The 15,517-nt window shown below is 56.6% G+C and carries 14 protein-coding genes and 2 riboswitches; of the genes, 5 read left to right on the top strand and 9 right to left on the bottom strand.

Annotated elements, in window-relative coordinates:
• Positions 1-114 precede the first annotated feature (114 nt).
• Positions 115-972 carry a M15 family metallopeptidase gene (locus COHPA_RS0119650; RefSeq protein WP_027087854.1) on the top strand — a complete coding sequence of 286 codons (858 nt, stop codon included), beginning with the start codon at positions 115-117 and terminating at the stop codon, positions 970-972.
• 382 nt (positions 973-1,354) lie between these two features.
• Here COHPA_RS0119650 and sdhB read toward each other — a convergent pair whose 3' ends face one another.
• Genes sdhB through COHPA_RS0119635 form a run of 3 tightly spaced genes read right to left on the bottom strand, consistent with a single transcriptional unit; the run spans position 1,355 to position 4,605 of the window.
• Positions 1,355-2,119, bottom strand: a complete 765-nt coding sequence (gene sdhB / locus COHPA_RS0119645; RefSeq protein ID WP_027087853.1) for a succinate dehydrogenase iron-sulfur subunit — start codon at positions 2,117-2,119, stop codon at positions 1,355-1,357.
• A gap of 3 nt (positions 2,120-2,122) precedes the next feature.
• The gene (gene sdhA / locus COHPA_RS0119640) at positions 2,123-3,880 is read right to left on the bottom strand and encodes a succinate dehydrogenase flavoprotein subunit (RefSeq protein WP_027087852.1); all 1,758 of its coding nucleotides are present in this window, start codon (positions 3,878-3,880) and stop codon (positions 2,123-2,125) included.
• A gap of 59 nt (positions 3,881-3,939) precedes the next feature.
• Entirely contained in the window at positions 3,940-4,605 is a 666-nt protein-coding gene (locus COHPA_RS0119635) for a succinate dehydrogenase cytochrome b558 subunit (protein WP_035121451.1), read from the bottom strand.
• 204 nt (positions 4,606-4,809) lie between these two features.
• On the opposite strand from COHPA_RS0119635, the gene COHPA_RS0119630 reads away from it, so the two are divergent.
• Together COHPA_RS0119630 and COHPA_RS0119625 are read left to right on the top strand one after the other, a co-directional pair.
• Positions 4,810-5,718, top strand: coding sequence for a LysR family transcriptional regulator (locus COHPA_RS0119630; RefSeq protein ID WP_027087850.1), 909 nt, complete (start codon positions 4,810-4,812; stop codon positions 5,716-5,718).
• 81 nt (positions 5,719-5,799) lie between these two features.
• Positions 5,800-5,978, top strand: a riboswitch (cyclic di-AMP (ydaO/yuaA leader).
• 9 nt (positions 5,979-5,987) lie between these two features.
• Positions 5,988-6,638, top strand: coding sequence for a 3D domain-containing protein (locus COHPA_RS0119625; RefSeq protein WP_027087849.1), 651 nt, complete (start codon positions 5,988-5,990; stop codon positions 6,636-6,638).
• Between the two features lies 1 nt (position 6,639).
• On the opposite strand, the gene COHPA_RS0119620 is transcribed toward COHPA_RS0119625, so the two are convergent.
• The 3 genes from COHPA_RS0119620 to COHPA_RS0119610 form a co-directional block, all read right to left on the bottom strand.
• The gene (locus COHPA_RS0119620) at positions 6,640-7,455 is read right to left on the bottom strand and encodes a polysaccharide deacetylase family protein (protein ID WP_027087848.1); all 816 of its coding nucleotides are present in this window, start codon (positions 7,453-7,455) and stop codon (positions 6,640-6,642) included.
• Positions 7,456-7,536: 81 nt separating this feature from the next.
• A complete protein-coding gene (locus COHPA_RS0119615) occupies positions 7,537-8,199 on the bottom strand; it encodes a potassium channel family protein (RefSeq protein WP_027087847.1) in 663 nt (220 codons plus the stop codon).
• An 11-nt stretch (positions 8,200-8,210) separates the two neighbouring features.
• Complete coding sequence (locus tag COHPA_RS0119610; protein WP_027087846.1) at positions 8,211-9,590, bottom strand: TrkH family potassium uptake protein; 1,380 nt, start codon at positions 9,588-9,590, stop codon at positions 8,211-8,213.
• A 47-nt stretch (positions 9,591-9,637) separates the two neighbouring features.
• A riboswitch (cyclic di-AMP (ydaO/yuaA leader) is annotated at positions 9,638-9,816 on the bottom strand.
• A gap of 233 nt (positions 9,817-10,049) precedes the next feature.
• Between COHPA_RS0119610 and COHPA_RS0119605 the strand changes: the two genes are divergently transcribed.
• Positions 10,050-11,762: a CPBP family glutamic-type intramembrane protease gene (locus tag COHPA_RS0119605; protein WP_027087845.1), complete on the top strand. Its 1,713-nt coding sequence runs from the start codon at positions 10,050-10,052 to the stop codon at positions 11,760-11,762.
• A 254-nt stretch (positions 11,763-12,016) separates the two neighbouring features.
• Here the strand turns inward: COHPA_RS0119605 and uvrC are convergent, their stop codons facing one another.
• On the bottom strand, positions 12,017-13,957 hold the full coding sequence (gene uvrC, locus COHPA_RS0119600) for an excinuclease ABC subunit UvrC (protein WP_027087844.1): 1,941 nt from the start codon (positions 13,955-13,957) through the stop codon (positions 12,017-12,019).
• Between the two features lie 177 nt (positions 13,958-14,134).
• On the opposite strand from uvrC, the gene COHPA_RS25715 reads away from it, so the two are divergent.
• On the top strand, positions 14,135-14,281 hold the full coding sequence (locus COHPA_RS25715) for a YqzM family protein (protein WP_156926706.1): 147 nt from the start codon (positions 14,135-14,137) through the stop codon (positions 14,279-14,281).
• A 121-nt stretch (positions 14,282-14,402) separates the two neighbouring features.
• Here the strand turns inward: COHPA_RS25715 and COHPA_RS0119590 are convergent, their stop codons facing one another.
• Together COHPA_RS0119590 and cysW are read right to left on the bottom strand one after the other, a co-directional pair.
• Positions 14,403-14,612 (bottom strand): YezD family protein, encoded by a 210-nt coding sequence (locus tag COHPA_RS0119590; protein ID WP_027087843.1) that lies wholly within the window; start codon positions 14,610-14,612, stop codon positions 14,403-14,405.
• A 29-nt stretch (positions 14,613-14,641) separates the two neighbouring features.
• The gene (gene cysW, locus COHPA_RS0119585; RefSeq protein WP_027087842.1) at positions 14,642-15,514 is read right to left on the bottom strand and encodes a sulfate ABC transporter permease subunit CysW; all 873 of its coding nucleotides are present in this window, start codon (positions 15,512-15,514) and stop codon (positions 14,642-14,644) included.
• Positions 15,515-15,517: the final 3 nt, after the last annotated feature.

The following is a 15,517-nucleotide window of genomic DNA, read 5'->3' as shown; positions in this document are numbered from 1 at the left end:
TTTCCTGCTTTATTTTCGTGAAAATAAGACAAAATGCGCTATTTTCCTTCGCTTTCTCCTTCTATAATGAACATACACAAATCTTCAGTCATCATACGGGGTGGGTAGACAGCTATGAATCGGAAAAGACTGCTTTTCGGTCTGGTCGCTATAATGGCGGCATATGGGGCATGGACTCAAGTACACGGCGTAATGCCTAAGCATAGCACGACGGATCCCGCGGCGCAGGGTTCCACCGCGACCGCGCCATCGTCGTCTCAGGATGCTCCGGAGTTGTCCGCGCCTCCGCCAAGCGAGCTCGTTATGGCCAACATGCCGGACCGCAATATCGCGAATAACGGCCAAGGGATTGCGGTCGTTACGAATGCGGACAGCATGCTCGTGATGGCGAATAAGCAACGCAACTTGCCTTCCGACTACGAGCCTAGCGACCTTGTCGTTCCGAATGTCGCTTTCTCCTTCTCGGGAGATTCGCCTAAGAAGCAGCTAAGGAAAGAAGCGGCAGAGGCGCTGGAGTCGCTCTTCGCCGCCGCGGAGCAAGCGAACATCGATCTTAAAGCCGTTTCCGGATACCGTTCTTACGCCACGCAGAAATCGCTTTTCGCCTATTACGTGAGCCAGCACGGAGAAGAGGAAGCTGCGCGTTTCAGCGCCCACGCCGGGCAGAGCGAGCATCAGACGGGCCTCGCCATGGACGTATCCAGCGCGAGCGTAGGTTACGGGCTTGAGGAAAGCTACGGAGAGACGAAGGAAGGCCGCTGGCTCGTCGAACACGCGGCCGAATACGGCTTTATCATCCGTTATCCGGAAGGCAAAGAGAAAGTGACCGGATATTCGTACGAGCCCTGGCATGTTCGCTACGTCGGCCAAGAGGTCGCCGTGCAAGTGATGGACAAAGGCATTACGCTGGAGGAGTTTTTCGACGCGGTTGCCGTATCGGCGGACAGGTTTGCGGAAAGTACGGATAAATAAGCGAACAAGAACCCTGGTCGTATACACATGACCAGGGTTCTTGTTCGCTATCGTTGCCGTATGCTCGAGTCCCGGAGACGACCAAGCTCGATAAATATCCATGGAGAGCGGAGCGCCGCCATTTGTATTCGGATTTCCACTATACTTCTAGATACACCGCATGTGCTTATTTCGCTGGACTCCGCTCCTATGTGCCATTTAGGTACACCGCATGTGCTTATTTCCCCGAAACCGGCTCCTCCGAGCCATTTAGATACACCGCCTGTGCTTATTTCACCCAAACTACTCTCCCAACGCCGCCCCTCCACTCCCGCGTCGACGCCGTTCCAACCAAAAAACGCCCGCGGGCGATCCGAGGATCGCCGACGGGCGTTTTCGATCATTACAGGCTTAACCACTTTTTGAACAAGTGCTTCGTCGTGTCTTTGTTCATCGCCGCGATCGAGGTCGTCAGCGGGATGCCTTTCGGGCAGGAGCGCACGCAGTTCTGCGAGTTGCCGCAGCCTTCGATGCCGCCGTCCTCCATCAGCGCTTCCAGACGCTCGTAGGCGTTCATCTCGCCCGTCGGATGGGCGTTGAACAGGCGAACCTGCGAGATCGGAGCCGGTCCGATGAACGTGCTGCGATCGTTGACGTTCGGGCAAGCTTCGAGGCAGACGCCGCACGTCATGCACTTAGACAGCTCGTATGCCCATTGGCGCTTCGATTCCGCCATGCGCGGACCCGGTCCGAGATCGTACGTTCCGTCGATCGGAATCCATGCTTTAACCTTCTTCAGAGATTGGAACATCCGCTCGCGGTTGATCACGAGGTCGCGTACGACCGGGAACGTGCTCATCGGCTCGAGACGGATCGGCTGCTCCAGGCGGTCGATCAGCGCGGAGCACGCTTGGCGCGGCTTTCCGTTGATGACCATCGAGCAAGCGCCGCATACTTCCTCCAAGCAGTTGGATTCCCAGCATACCGGAGCCGTCGAGGAACCGTCCGACTTGACCGGATTGCGCTGGATTTCCATAAGCGCGCTAATGACGTTCATGTTCGGGCGGTAAGGGACTTCGAACTCCTCCGTGTAGGAGGCCGCTTCCGGGTTATCCCGGCGCGTAATGATGAATTTGACCGTGCGCTGCGCGGTTGCCGTGTCTGCCATCGTTTAGCCCTCCTTCTTCTTGTTCGAGGAATAGTCGCGCGTACGCGGTTTGATGAGCGAAGTGTCGACGTCCTCGTACGAGATTTGCGGCCCTTCGGCCGTCCACGACGCGAGCGTCGTCTTCAGGAACTGCTCGTCGTTGCGCTCAGGGAAGTCCGGCTTGTAGTGCGCTCCGCGGCTTTCGTCGCGCTTGAGCGCGCTGACCGTCATGGCCTCGGCGAGCTCGAGCATGTTCCACAATTGACGCGTATATGCGGCGCCCGAGTTGTTCCACTTCAGCGTGTCGTTGATGTTGATCTTCGTATAACGCTGTTTGAGCTCTTTGATCTTGCCTACCGTCTCTTCAAGCTTCTTGTTGTAACGAACGACGGTCATGTTGTTCGTCATCCATTCTCCGAGCTCTTTGGAGATGACGTACGCGTTCTCGGTGCCGTCCATCTTCGTGATCGCTTCGTACTTGCCGGCTTGCTTTTTGCGCTCGCGCTCGAAGATGCTTTCGGATACGTCCTCGGCGGACTTCTTCAAGCCTTTGATGTACTCGATCGCTTTCGGACCGGTAATCATGCCGCCGTAGATCGCGGACAGCAAGGAGTTCGCGCCGAGACGGTTCGCTCCATGGTACTGGTATTCGCACTCTCCGCAGGCGAACAAGCCCGGGATGTTCGTCATTTGGTTGTAGTCGACCCACATGCCGCCCATCGAGTAGTGAACGGCCGGGAAAATTTGCATCGGGATTTTACGCGGGTCGTCGCCCATGAATTTCTCGTAAATCTCGATGATGCCGCCGAGCTTGCGGTCAAGCTCCTTCGGATCCTTATGCGTCAAGTCGAGATAAACTTTGTTCTCGCCGTTGATGCCGAGCTTCTGGTTCACGCACACGTCGAAAATTTCGCGAGTCGCGATATCCCGCGGAACGAGGTTTCCGTATGCCGGATATTTTTCCTCGAGGAAGTACCACGGCTTTCCGTCTTTGTACGTCCAGATCCGGCCGCCTTCGCCGCGCGCCGATTCGCTCATGAGGCGGTTTTTGTCGTCGCCCGGAATCGCCGTCGGGTGAATTTGGATGAATTCGCCGTTCGCGTAATAGACGCCCTGCTGGTACACCGCGCTTGCCGCGGTTCCCGTATTGATGACGGAGTTCGTCGTTTTGCCGAAAATAATGCCCGGTCCGCCCGTCGCGAGAATAACCGCGTCGCCGCGGAACGTGACCGATTCCATCGTGCGCAGATCCTGCGCGGAGATGCCGCGGCAGACGCCGTCGTCATCGACAACCGCTCCGGTGAACTCCCAGTGCTCGAACTTCTGCACGAGCCCTGCCGCTTCCCAGCGGCGAACTTGCTCGTCCAACGCGTACAGCAGCTGTTGGCCCGTCGTCGCCCCGGCGAACGCCGTGCGGTGATATTGCGTTCCGCCGAAACGGCGGAAGTCGAGCAAACCTTCCGGCGTGCGGCTGAACATAACGCCCATCCGGTCCATCAGGTGGATGATGCCCGGCGCGGCTTCGCACATCGCCTTAACCGGGGGCTGGTTCGCCAGGAAGTCGCCTCCGTACACCGTATCGTCGAAGTGCTCCCAAGGGGAGTCGCCTTCGCCCTTCGTGTTTACCGCTCCGTTAATGCCGCCTTGCGCGCATACGGAGTGGGATCTCTTAACCGGCACAAGCGAGAACAGGTCGACCCGTACGCCCGCTTCCGCCGCTTTTATCGTTGCCATGAGGCCGGCTAATCCGCCGCCTACAACTATAACTTTATTCGTAGCCATTACGTCTTCTTCCTCTCATAAAGTTCTGCGTTAGCAAAACCGCCAAGCTATGCGAATGCTTAACGTCCCGTTGCGGCAACGAGCGCCGCGGCGCCTTCGAATTCGTCGCCGCGGAACGCGACCAGCGACAGCAGGAACAACACCGCTACGATAACGAAGATGCCCATGCAGATGTTCGCGGAAACTTTCTGCGCGCGCGGGCCGATCGTAATGCCCCAGCTGACGAGGAACGCCCAGATGCCGTTAGCGAAGTGGAAAGTCGCGGCGAGTACCGCGATAATGTAAATCGTAAACACGGCTGGATTGCTCACGATGTCATGCATGTGATTCCCCAGCTCTTCGTAAGTCGTATTTCCTAGAGCAAGCTGAATCCGAGTATCGTACACGTGCCATGCGACGAAAATGAACGTAATCACGCCGGTAATCCTTTGCAGCGCGAATGCCCAGTTCCGGGAATAGCTGAACCTTCCGACGTTAAGGTCGGATTGGAACGCCATGTATAGCCCGTACACGCCATGGAACAAAATCGGCAGCCAGATTACGAACAGCTCCAGGAAGAACACGAGAGGCATTCCGTGAAGAAAATCGATACTGGCCATGAACCCCTCTTGTCCGCCTTCGAACGCGGAGTAGTTCGTTAATGCGTGCTCGATCAGAAACAATCCGAGCGGAATGACGCCGAGCAACGAGTGCAGCTTGCGCGGCAAGTAAGAATTCCCTTTCATATCCGTATACGTTCTCCTTTCGTACCCGTGCGATTGTCGATGCAGCGCGCGCTCATGCATTGCCATGAAAACCTTTCGCCGCCAAACGTCATCGCTTTTAAGGTTACTCTATTTTCGCTTATAATGGAACTGCTTATTTTTTATTATAACTTATAACGATTCTGCATATGGTATGAACAACTAACCGCCGAAGGAGCACCCGACATGCTTGAGGATATGCGCGTATTCGCCACCATCGTGGAGCAGACAAGCCTTAACAAAGCAGCAGAGCGGCTGAACGTCTCCCAGCCGGCGCTTTCCCGCCGAATCGCCAAACTGGAGGAGGAGCTTGAAGTCACGCTGTTTAGGCGCATCGGCAAGCGACTGGAGCTTACCGCGGCCGGACAACTCACCTACGAATTCGCGCTAGAGCTGCGCCGTTATCACGGCAACTACCTGCAGAAGCTGAACGCCTTCAAATCCGAGGATGCACCGGTCGCCACCATCGGAGCCAGCCTGACGACGCTGCAGACGACGTTGCCGGAGCTCATCCAAGCGATGACGGAGCGGCACCCGCAGTTGGAAATCAAAGCGGTAACGGGCAAGTCCCACGAGATCGCCACGCTCGTGAAGGAACGGAAAGTCGATTTCGGTCTCGTCGCTTCGGCCGTCGAGGCGGACCCGGCCATTACAAGTTTACCCTTATTCGAGGATCACCTCATACTCGTCCTTCCTCGGACGCACTATATATTAGAGAGAACGCAGCTGGAGCTGTCCGATTTGAACGGTCTGCCCATGATTTTGTTCGCGCCGGGCACATGGTACCGCACCCATACGGACGAGCTGTTCCGCAAATACAATTTGAAGCCCGACGTCCGCATGGAAATCGATTCGTTCGAGGCGATCATACGCCTGCTCTCCGCTTGCCGCGCGGGTACGTTGCTGCCCAAATCGTACATGCGCGAACAACTGCTGACGGACAACGATCTGTATCTCGTTCGGATACCCGAGCTGGAGGAAGCGAAGCGAACGACATCGATCATTCATGGAGATCCGGCGTGGATCGCTCCCTCGACCCGCTTCCTGATCGACGAGATGACCGCCTATTTCAACCGTCGCCGGGCGACGACTTAAACGCAGTCGCGGCGCGGCTTTGCGGGCGATTTCCGGGATTTTCCGGTTTTATCGGCATCCTGGCTGTGTTACCCTCTACAAGAATAAAGACGGCCTAAACCTTAGGGTGCGGGGGAAAATACTTTTAAAGTACGGACAGACGGCCCCTTCAACCGTCGCGTACGTACTCGGGGTGAATCCTATGAGCTAGCTCGTAGGTAGGGTTGAACTCCCAGCCCGAACCCGACAGCTAACCTCGCCGGCCTAGCATCTTAGGAGGCAATTCGCTAATGAACCACGCTATGAAGAAATTAACCCGCCGCGCGGCATGTCTTATGCTCGGCGGAGCGCTGCTCGTCCCCGCTTTGACCGCGCACGCGGCAGAAGCGACATCCGCGCACGTCGCCACGGATACGACGACGTTTTGGAAGCTTTCGCAGTACTACGGCATCCCGGTACAGGCGCTGCTAGACGCGAATCCGTCGATCGATCCGCAGAACATCTATGCCGGACTCCGCCTCGCGATTCCGCGCGGGAATATGAAAGTCGCAGCCTTCAAGTCGGAGCAACCCGCAGTAACGGCGCAGTCGATCACCACATCCTCGGGTCAATCGATCGCTTACGCGGAGGTGCTCGACATTAAAGCGACGGCTTACTCCGATTCCATCGAGGAGAACGGCAAATGGGGCGCCGTCGATTACATGGGCAATGCATTGAAGCTGGGCACGATCGCGGTCGACCCGAAAGTCATACCGCTGGGAACGAAGCTGTACATCACGGGATATGAATTCAAAGGCCTGCCGGAAGGCGGCATGGTTGGAACCGCTACCGATATCGGCTCCGCGATCAAAGGCAACCGCGTCGATATATTCGTGCCGGGCTCCCGTTCGTTCGTATCCGACTTCGGCGTTCAGAACGTTAAAGTGTACATCCTGAAATAACCTACTCGACTACCCCTTCCGGCAATCTCATCATCTGCTGGAGGGGGTTCTCTTTGTCCCTGTACACCGGCACCTCGAGCAACTCCGTCAACGGCACCGGCTCGTATCGGTTCTCTCTTAACCAATCGATGATGCGGGGCAGCGCTTGGACGGTGCCCTCCAGATTTTGCCCATGTCCTCCTCCCGCGTGCATGAGAATGACCGATCCGGGGCGTACGGCTCTCGTAACGTTCCTGAATACTTCATCCGCCTTTAACTGCCGCCAGTCCGCGGAATCCACGTCCCAATTGACAACGGTGAACGCTTCGCTTTTCGCCCATTCGAGCTGTTCGGGCAGAATTTCCCCGTAAGGCGGGCGCACTAGCTTCGGCTTGTAGCCGATAATGCCGGAGATCGTCTTTTCCGCGCGGTTGATCTGGCTTTTCACCTCTTCGAGGGCTAGCTTGGAGAAATCCGGATGGCTGTAGGAATGGTTGCCTACGTCATGACCCTCCCGGGCGATCCGCCGCAGCAAGTCCGGATGCCTCAAGCTGCGAGTGCCCATCGCGAAGAAAGTCGCCTTTACGCGTTTGCTTTTCAACACGTCGAGCACTTTGCCCGTAAACCGCGGGTCGGGTACGTCGTCGAACGTCAACGCTACCTTGCGCGACTCCCGAGAAGCGGATAAGACGAACACCCCTTCGTACTTGCGCGCAAGATCGGACCATTGAATCCCGGGCGGCACCGCTCCATCCGTACGTGCCGGCCCTATCAAACATAAAAGGGTGACGGCGCTCCCCAGCACCATCACCGCTATTCGATACCGCCAACGCTTCATCGCGCCACCCTCCCGGAGCCTTTCGTCTCCCTTCTATCCTGAGCGTGCGAGTACCATTTCATACTTATGATTTATATCCGATCAAATGGTGATCGATTGCTGGAACTGCTCGATCTGCTGATTCGTCCCGATGACGACCATAATATCCTTCTCGATCAGCACGTCTTGCGCTACCGGAGCGATAATAATGCCTCGCGGCTTATTGATGGCCACGATGCTGCAACCGAACCGTCCTCTCGGATTGACGTCGTCGAGCGACTTGCCCGACAGACAATGAGGCACGGCAAGCTCCGCGATCGTGTATTGCTTCGAGAGCTCGATATAATCGAGCAGATTAGGCGATACGAGCTGATGAGCGACGCGTACGCCCATATCCCGCTCCGGGTAGATGACGCGATCGACGCCCATCCGCTCCAGCACGCGCCCGTGCAGGTCGGATACCGCCTTGGCGACGACCTTCTTGACGCCGAGTTCTTTCAACAGGATGGTCGCCAGAATACTGGCCTGTATATCGTCGCCGATCGCGACGACGCCGACGTCGAAGTTGCGCGCCCCGATCGACCGCAGCACCTCTTCCTCCGTCGCGTCCGCCACGACGGCGTGCGTAAGCACGTTCGACAGCTCCTGTACTTTCTCTTCGTCGCGATCGACGCCGAGCACCTCGTGCCCTAGCTGAATCAGCTCGCGACCGATACTCGATCCGAAGCGGCCCAAGCCGATAATAATGAACTGGCTTTGTTTCATCTTACGTTCTCCTACCCGATTATGATTTTGCCCTCCGCATGGCGGTAACGCGCCTTTTCCAGCTTAGGCGCGAGCGCGTAGGTCAACGTTAGCGGTCCCAAACGCCCGATGAACATCAGCATGATGATCGTCAGCTTTCCGGCGATCGTCAGTTGCCCGGTCAAACCCATGGACAATCCGACCGTGCCGAAAGCCGAAGTCGATTCGAACAAAATTTTCAGAAACGCGGCGTCCTCGGTCGTACATAGAATCATCGTGCCCAGCATGACGATGCCGATACAGAACAACGTAACGGTAACGGCTTTGTATACGCGTTCCTGCGCTAACCGGAAGCGGAACATGACGACGTCTTCTTTGCCTCGGATCATGGCGAATACCGCGCCTACAAGCACCGCGAACGTCGTCGTCTTGATGCCTCCGCCCGTGGAACCCGGAGAAGCGCCGATGAACATCAGAATAATGATGAAAAACTGCGTCGCTTGGCGGAAGTCCGCGACATCGACGGTTGTTACGCCTCCGGAACGGGTCGTGACGGATTGGAAAATGGAAACGAGCGTCTTCTTGCCGAAGCCGTTATCGCCGATCGAATGCGAATTCGTAAACTCGAAGATGAAGATGACGACCGCGCCGACCACGATGAGTATGCCGCTGACGATCAGTACGACTTTCGTATGCAACGACAATCTGCGTTTCAGGTTATGTCTGAGATCGAACAAGTCCGACAGGACGATAAACCCGAAGCCGCCAACAATAATGAGCAGCATCGATACGACGTTCATGTAGAGATCGGTCGAATATTTCGAGAAGCTGCTGGAATTACCGGATAGATCGAAGCCGGCGTTATTGAATACGGAGATGGAGTGGAATATCCCGTGGTATAACGCTTGTCCGAAGTTCATGTCGAACAGGAATCTTCCCGTATATAGCGCTGCGCCTACCAGCTCGATCGCAAGCGCGAAGAAGATCACTTTGCGGACGAGCCGAACCAATCCTTCGATACTGCCCTGGTTGAGCGACTCTTGCAGTATCAGGCGTTCCTTGAGCGAGATGCGCCTCCGGAGAATGAGCGCGAACAGCGTCGCCATCGTCATGAAGCCGATACCGCCGATTTGGACGAGGGCTGCGATCACCCAATGGCCGAACGAGGAAAATTGCGTCCCCGTATCGTAGACGACCAATCCGGTTACGCATGTCGCCGAAGTCGAAGTGAACAGCGCGTCTATGTATTTGATCGAGTGCCCGTCGGCCGACGCCGCGGGAAGCTTAAGCAGCTGGGCGCCGAGCAGGATAATGAATACGAAGCCGAGGAGAAGCGTTCTCGGGGGAGATTGGCCGAACCAGCGAATCACTTTATTAACCAAGTCGATACCCACCTTTTCCGACTCGCGCATGTGCATAAAAAAGAAGCACTGGGGCTCCAATGCTTCGGATCGCATACGAGTCCTGTTCTGTCAGCCTGCGAGGTTAGCTGTCGGGTTCGGGCTCGAACAGATTGCCCTATCCGGCTGCGTCTGAAAGACAGCTGGAATTCACCCCACGACCGCTGAATACAATAGCCTGTACCGGCGATCAATTGGTTCCCCCGTTTTCCGCGCGGAAATTCGGCTGGTTCAATATGACATTCAATCACGTACCATCGAATTATATGCTTTCCAAGTCTGGGGAACAACATCAAAAAGGACGCAAACGGCCCCGTTTCGACGATAAATGGCACCGCTGCCCGCAACTTTCCGTTCCGGAAGCTTCCGTTCTACGATTATCGTTCTCTTTTCTTCTATTTTCATATAAAATGCAAGATACTTAGCGGAAAATTCCGCTCTAGATTCGTACAACGAAAGGAAGCCGGACGAATGATCCCTAACCATCAAGCGAAGCTGTCCAGAGGGTGGATGTGGACGGCCGCGGTAGGCTTGGCTCTGTTCCTGCTCATTCAGGTTTTCCCGACGTCCTACTCGTTGTTCCAGTCGGACAATCACGACGTGCTTCCCCGTACGCAGGCGGAGAATCTAGCCTTAGGCATTGCCGAAAGGCAATTCGGCATTACGCGTTCGGAGATCGGGGACGCGACGGTGACCCATCTGTCGGATAGCGATGCGGTAGGTTATTATGCGAAAAATCATCTTTTATCCGATTACAACGAACAATGGGACGCGACGATGCCGACCGATTATTACCGGGTAGATCTCCATTTAGGCGGGCAATCGGGGACATTGTTGCTGCTCTTGCATCTAGAGACCGGCAAGCTGGTCGGCTGGCGGCATCAGGCGACGAACGTTACCGCGGCGGAGTTCCCGGCAGGCGGAGACGACATGACCGCGTCCAAGGCGTTGCGCTACGCTGAAGCCTGGGGCATCGATTCCGCAAGCTGGGAATGGTCCGGAATAGCGGAGAAAGACGGGAGCACGCTGTTCTTCCACGAACAGCCTGCGCTTGGCGAAGCGAAGCCCTGGCTCAAAGTACGCATGCCGGCATCCTTCAATGAAGCGGCTTCATCGATACCGCCCTGGGAGGGCGGGTATTTAATCTACGGCACGCAGCTCCCGCTCGATTTTCTTGTTTATAAGGATAACCAGGAGCGTCTCGCTTCTAAGTTTTCCACGTTCGGCTACATTGTTCCTCAGCTGTTCATGCTCGTATGCGCGGTCGTGGCCGCGGGCGTATATGCCGCTCATAGCTCCTATAGAAGAGGAATCTTCTTGGCCGGTTTGTTCGTCGCTCTTTATATCGTATTCACGTACAACATGATCCCAGGCTTGCGGGCCGGCGCGATCGGGATCTCGACAAGCGCCCGGGACGCGTTGAGCGACGGCGTGGTTACGGCGAGCATAATCATCTATGCGGCCATGGGGCTGCTTACGTATTTGTCCGCAGTGGGCGGGGACGGCGTATGGAACAAAATGGGGCTGAAGCTTTGGCCTAGATGGCAAGAATCCGACTATGGCGATTCCGTGCTAAGAAGCATGAAGACGGGTTACTTTCTCGCATTCATTCTGCTCGGCGTCCAGTCCGTTATTCTGATCGCGCTGGAACAGTCGATCGGATCGTTCGCCGCATCGGACCCGACGCAATCGATGTACAACATGATTTATCCTTGGTTGCTGCCGATATTGGCTTGGTGCGCGGGCATCTCCGAGGAGATGCAGAGCCGGTTTTTCGGCATCGGGCTGTTCCGGCGCTGGCTCGTCGGCGGAACCAAGAAGCTGCTGGGCAGAGAACCGTCGGCCAGAACGATTTCGTGTCTGACCTTCGCCGCCATGCTGCCTCCAGGAATGCTGTGGGCGTTCGGACACGTCGGTTACGCCGTATATCCGATCTACACTCGCTTAATCGAACTCGTATTGTTGTCGTTGCTGTTCGGGTGGTTCATGCTTCGTTTCGGATTAATGGCGGTCATTTTCGCGCACGTGACGTTGGACGGCGTCCTGATGGGCTTCCAGATGATCACGGACGGCTTGCCCGGCGACTATTGGGCCGGATTGTTCAGCCTCCTGATGCCGGGGCTTGCCGGCATCGTCATCTGGCGGCTTCACCGGTATGCCTTCCGGTCGCGGGGTACTGCCTAAAGCGCCTTTATAACGATATCCCCTTCGCTCAGGAACAATGAAAAGGCTCAACGCCGTGCAGTAACGCGATATTATCGCGCTATTGCATGGCGTTGAGCCAATTTATTATCGGTAACTCGACGTCACCGCGCTATTTCGTGCGATCCCGTCACTTATGCCTCGGTAACTCGGCGTCTCCGCGTTATTTCGTGCGATCCCGCCACTTATGCCTCGGTAACTCGACGTCACCGCGCTATTTCGTGCGATTCCGTCCCCTACTCCGCGTTCAACGCCTCGAGGATGCGTTCCGCCAGCGCCTCGCCGATCGATACCGCCTTGAAGTCTTCGACTTCCGCTTCCTTGATCGCCTTAAGCGACCCGAAATGCTTCAGCAGCTGCTTGCGGCGCTTCTCCCCGATGCCGGGGATGGCGTCGAGCTTGGAGGCGACCATCGACTTCGCCCGCTTCTCGCGGTGGAACGTAATCGCGAAGCGATGCACCTCGTCTTGGATGCGCGTCAGCAGATAGAACTCCTGGCTGTCGCGCGCCATCGGCACGGGCTCCGGCGGGTCGCCGACGAGCAGCTCCGCCGTGCGGTGCTTGGCGTCCTTGGCCAATCCGCACACCGGCACGTCGAGGCCCAGCTCGTTCGTCAGCACGTCCATGACCGCGGCGATATGCGTTCGGCCGCCGTCGATGACAATCAAGTCCGGCAGCGGCAGCCCTTCCTTCAGCACCCGCTCGTACCGTCTGCGGACGACTTCGCGCATCGTCTGATAGTCGTCCGGCCCTTCCACGGAACGCACGTTGTACTTGCGGTACTCTTTCTTGTCCGGCTTGCCGTCCGTGAACACGACCATCGCGGATACCGGCGACGCGCCTTGAATGTTCGAGTTATCGAACGCCTCGATCCGGTGCGCGCTGGAGATGCCGAGCAGCTCGGCCAAGCCGTCCGCCGCCTTCACGGTGCGCGTCTCGTCCCGCTCGATCAGCTTGAACTTCTCCTCCAGCGCCACGCGCGAGTTGTCGCACGCCATCGCGACGAGCTGCTTCTTCGTACCTCTGCGAGGGAACGCGACCTTGATCTTCAGCCAGCGACGCAGGGAATCGCCGATCTCCCCTCCCTCGTCCGCGGCCGAATCGGCGGCTGAAGATTCGCCTTCTTCCTGTGCAAGCTTTCTCGTCAGCGCGATCTCGCTTTCCTTAGGCGCCCCTTCGGCCTCGCCATCTTCCGCCGCTTCTTCCGGAGGCAGCGGCAGCAGCATCTCGCGGGGAAGCGCGGGATTGTCGCTGTAGTATTGGGTAACATAGCTAAGAAAATCCTCATAAGGCTCGCCGTAATACGGAAATACGGACATGTGCCGCTGATTCATTTTGCCTTGGCGCATGTACAGAATTTGCACGCACATCCAGCCTTTGTCGACGGCATAGCCGAAGACGTCGCGATCCATCGCGTCGTTGATATTGATCGTCTGCTTCTCCATCAGCGCGTCGATCGCCGTAATTTGATCGCGGTACTCGCGGGCCCGCTCGAACTGAAGCTCTTCGGCGGCTTCCTCCATTTTGCGCTTCAACTCGCGCTTGATGTCGGTATGACCGCCGTTCAGAAACCGCGTAATCTCGCCGATCATCTCGTCGTACTGCGATTGCTCGACCGGATGCTCGCAAGGAGCGACGCATTGGCCGAGATGATAATAGAGGCACACTTTGTCCGGCAGCACGTTGCATTTGCGAAGCGGATACAGCCGGTCGAGCAGCTTCTTCGTCTGCTGGGCGGCGAACGCGTTCGGGTACGGACCGAAATATTTCCCTTTGTCCTTCACGACCCTCCGCGTTACCTCGAGCTTCGGATGCTTTTCGTGGGTGATTTTCAGATACGGGAACGACTTATCGTCCTTCAGCAGGACGTTATATCTCGGCATGTGCTCTTTGATCAAATTGCACTCGAGAATGAGCGATTCCGTGTTGCTGGCCGTTACGATATATTCGAAGTCCCGGATTTCCGAGACAAGCTTCTGCGTCTTGCCGTCATGGCTCCCGATGAAATAGGAACGCACGCGATTCTTCAGCACTTTCGCCTTGCCGACGTATATAATGCGGCCTTCGCCGTTTTTCATCAGGTAGCAGCCCGGCTGGTCCGGGAGCAGCGCAAGCTTATGACGGATACCTACCATCGCCTGTTCGCGGCTTCCGGCTTGCGGCGTCGAACGATCCATGCGAGACACCTCGATTCCTTCGGTATTCGTCCTATATTGTATCACAGCCGCGTCCTTTGCGGGTTCGACTCCGGCGGCGTTGTCGCAAACTTGTCACCGCCCTGCGCACGAGCTATCTTTACAACAAAAAGCGAAGTTGGGTATACTAACAGTATCGAATGTCTCAGGAGGCTTACCATGGAGAACGTAAGAGATCCGCGTCAACATATTAACGAAGAACCGCGCGACGATTTGCAAGATACGGCAATGGGCTTTTTCGCCATGTTCGGCTTCATGTTCGTGGTGTTTACCGCCGCGGTTGTCATTAAATTTATCATTTCGTAAGCCGAACGAACGACAAAAACGCATTCCACTCTCCCTCGGGAGTCCGGAATGCGTTTTTTTGTCGGCTTTATCGCCCTGCTCTGCCTTGCTCTGCTCTGCCCTGCCCCTGCCCTATCCTGCCCTAGCCTTGCTTGCGCTCTTTTCTGTCTACCGAATGCACCGTTCGCTGCACGGACGACGCACCGTCGTCGTAGCGGCGGCGTTCCTTGCGCTCGATCTGCACGATTCTGCCGTCGTGCACGACGATGTTCACCTCGCCGTACTCGAGCCCGTTCACTTGCTCGGCGATTCGAGCGAGCCAACGATCGTCTACTTCTACCGGTTTCGCCATCCTAATCCCTCCACTAGTCCTTTATCCTTCTAACTCTCGTGTTCCTTGCTCATTCTGCTTTCCAGTATGGACTTAATAATCAACGTGACGATAGCAAGCAGCATCAACAACGAAGCAACGGCGAACGAAGCGCTGAATTGATACTCGTTGTACAGAATCTCGATATGAAGCGGCAACGTGTTCGTCTCGCCCCGTATGTGACCGGATACGACCGACACGGCGCCGAATTCGCCCATCGCCCGCGCGTTGCACAGAATCATGCCGTATAGCAGCCCCCACTTGATGTTCGGCAGCGTCACCTTGAAGAAGATTCGCCACCCTCTGGCGCCGAGGCTTACCGCGGCTTCCTCGTCCTGCACGCCTTGCGCCTCCATGATCGGGATAAGCTCCCTCGCCACGAAGGGAAACGTGACGAACATCGTCGCGAGAACGATGCCCGGCGTCGCGAAAATAATATCGATATCGCGACTGTCCAACCACGGCCCAAGGAATCCTTGCGCCCCGAACAGCAGCACGTAGATGAGCCCGCTGACGATCGGCGATACCGCGAACGGAAGATCGATCAGCGTAATAAGCAGGTTTTTGCCGCGGAACTTGAACTTCGTGATCGCCCACGCGGCGGCAACGCCGAATATCGTATTGAGCGGTACGGCGATGGCTGCCGTAATGAGCGTCAGCCTGAGGGCGGCCATTGCATCCGGATCCTTCAGCGCTTCGAGATAGGCGTCCCATCCTTTGCGCAGCGACTCGGAGATGACCGTGATCATCGGCAGCACGACGATCAAACCTACGAAGAGCAGCGCGGCTCCGATCAGCACCCACCGGATCAATCCGGATTCCGTTAGATGGGGGCGCGTATCGGCGTTCTTGCCAGAACGCGGATTCGTGACGATTCCTGCCATACG

It is taken from the genome of Cohnella panacarvi Gsoil 349, from assembly GCF_000515335.1.
Taxonomy (GTDB): domain Bacteria; phylum Bacillota; class Bacilli; order Paenibacillales; family Paenibacillaceae; genus Cohnella; species Cohnella panacarvi.
Note: the sequence above shows the minus strand (reverse complement) of the source record. Positions and strands in the feature narration are given on the sequence as shown.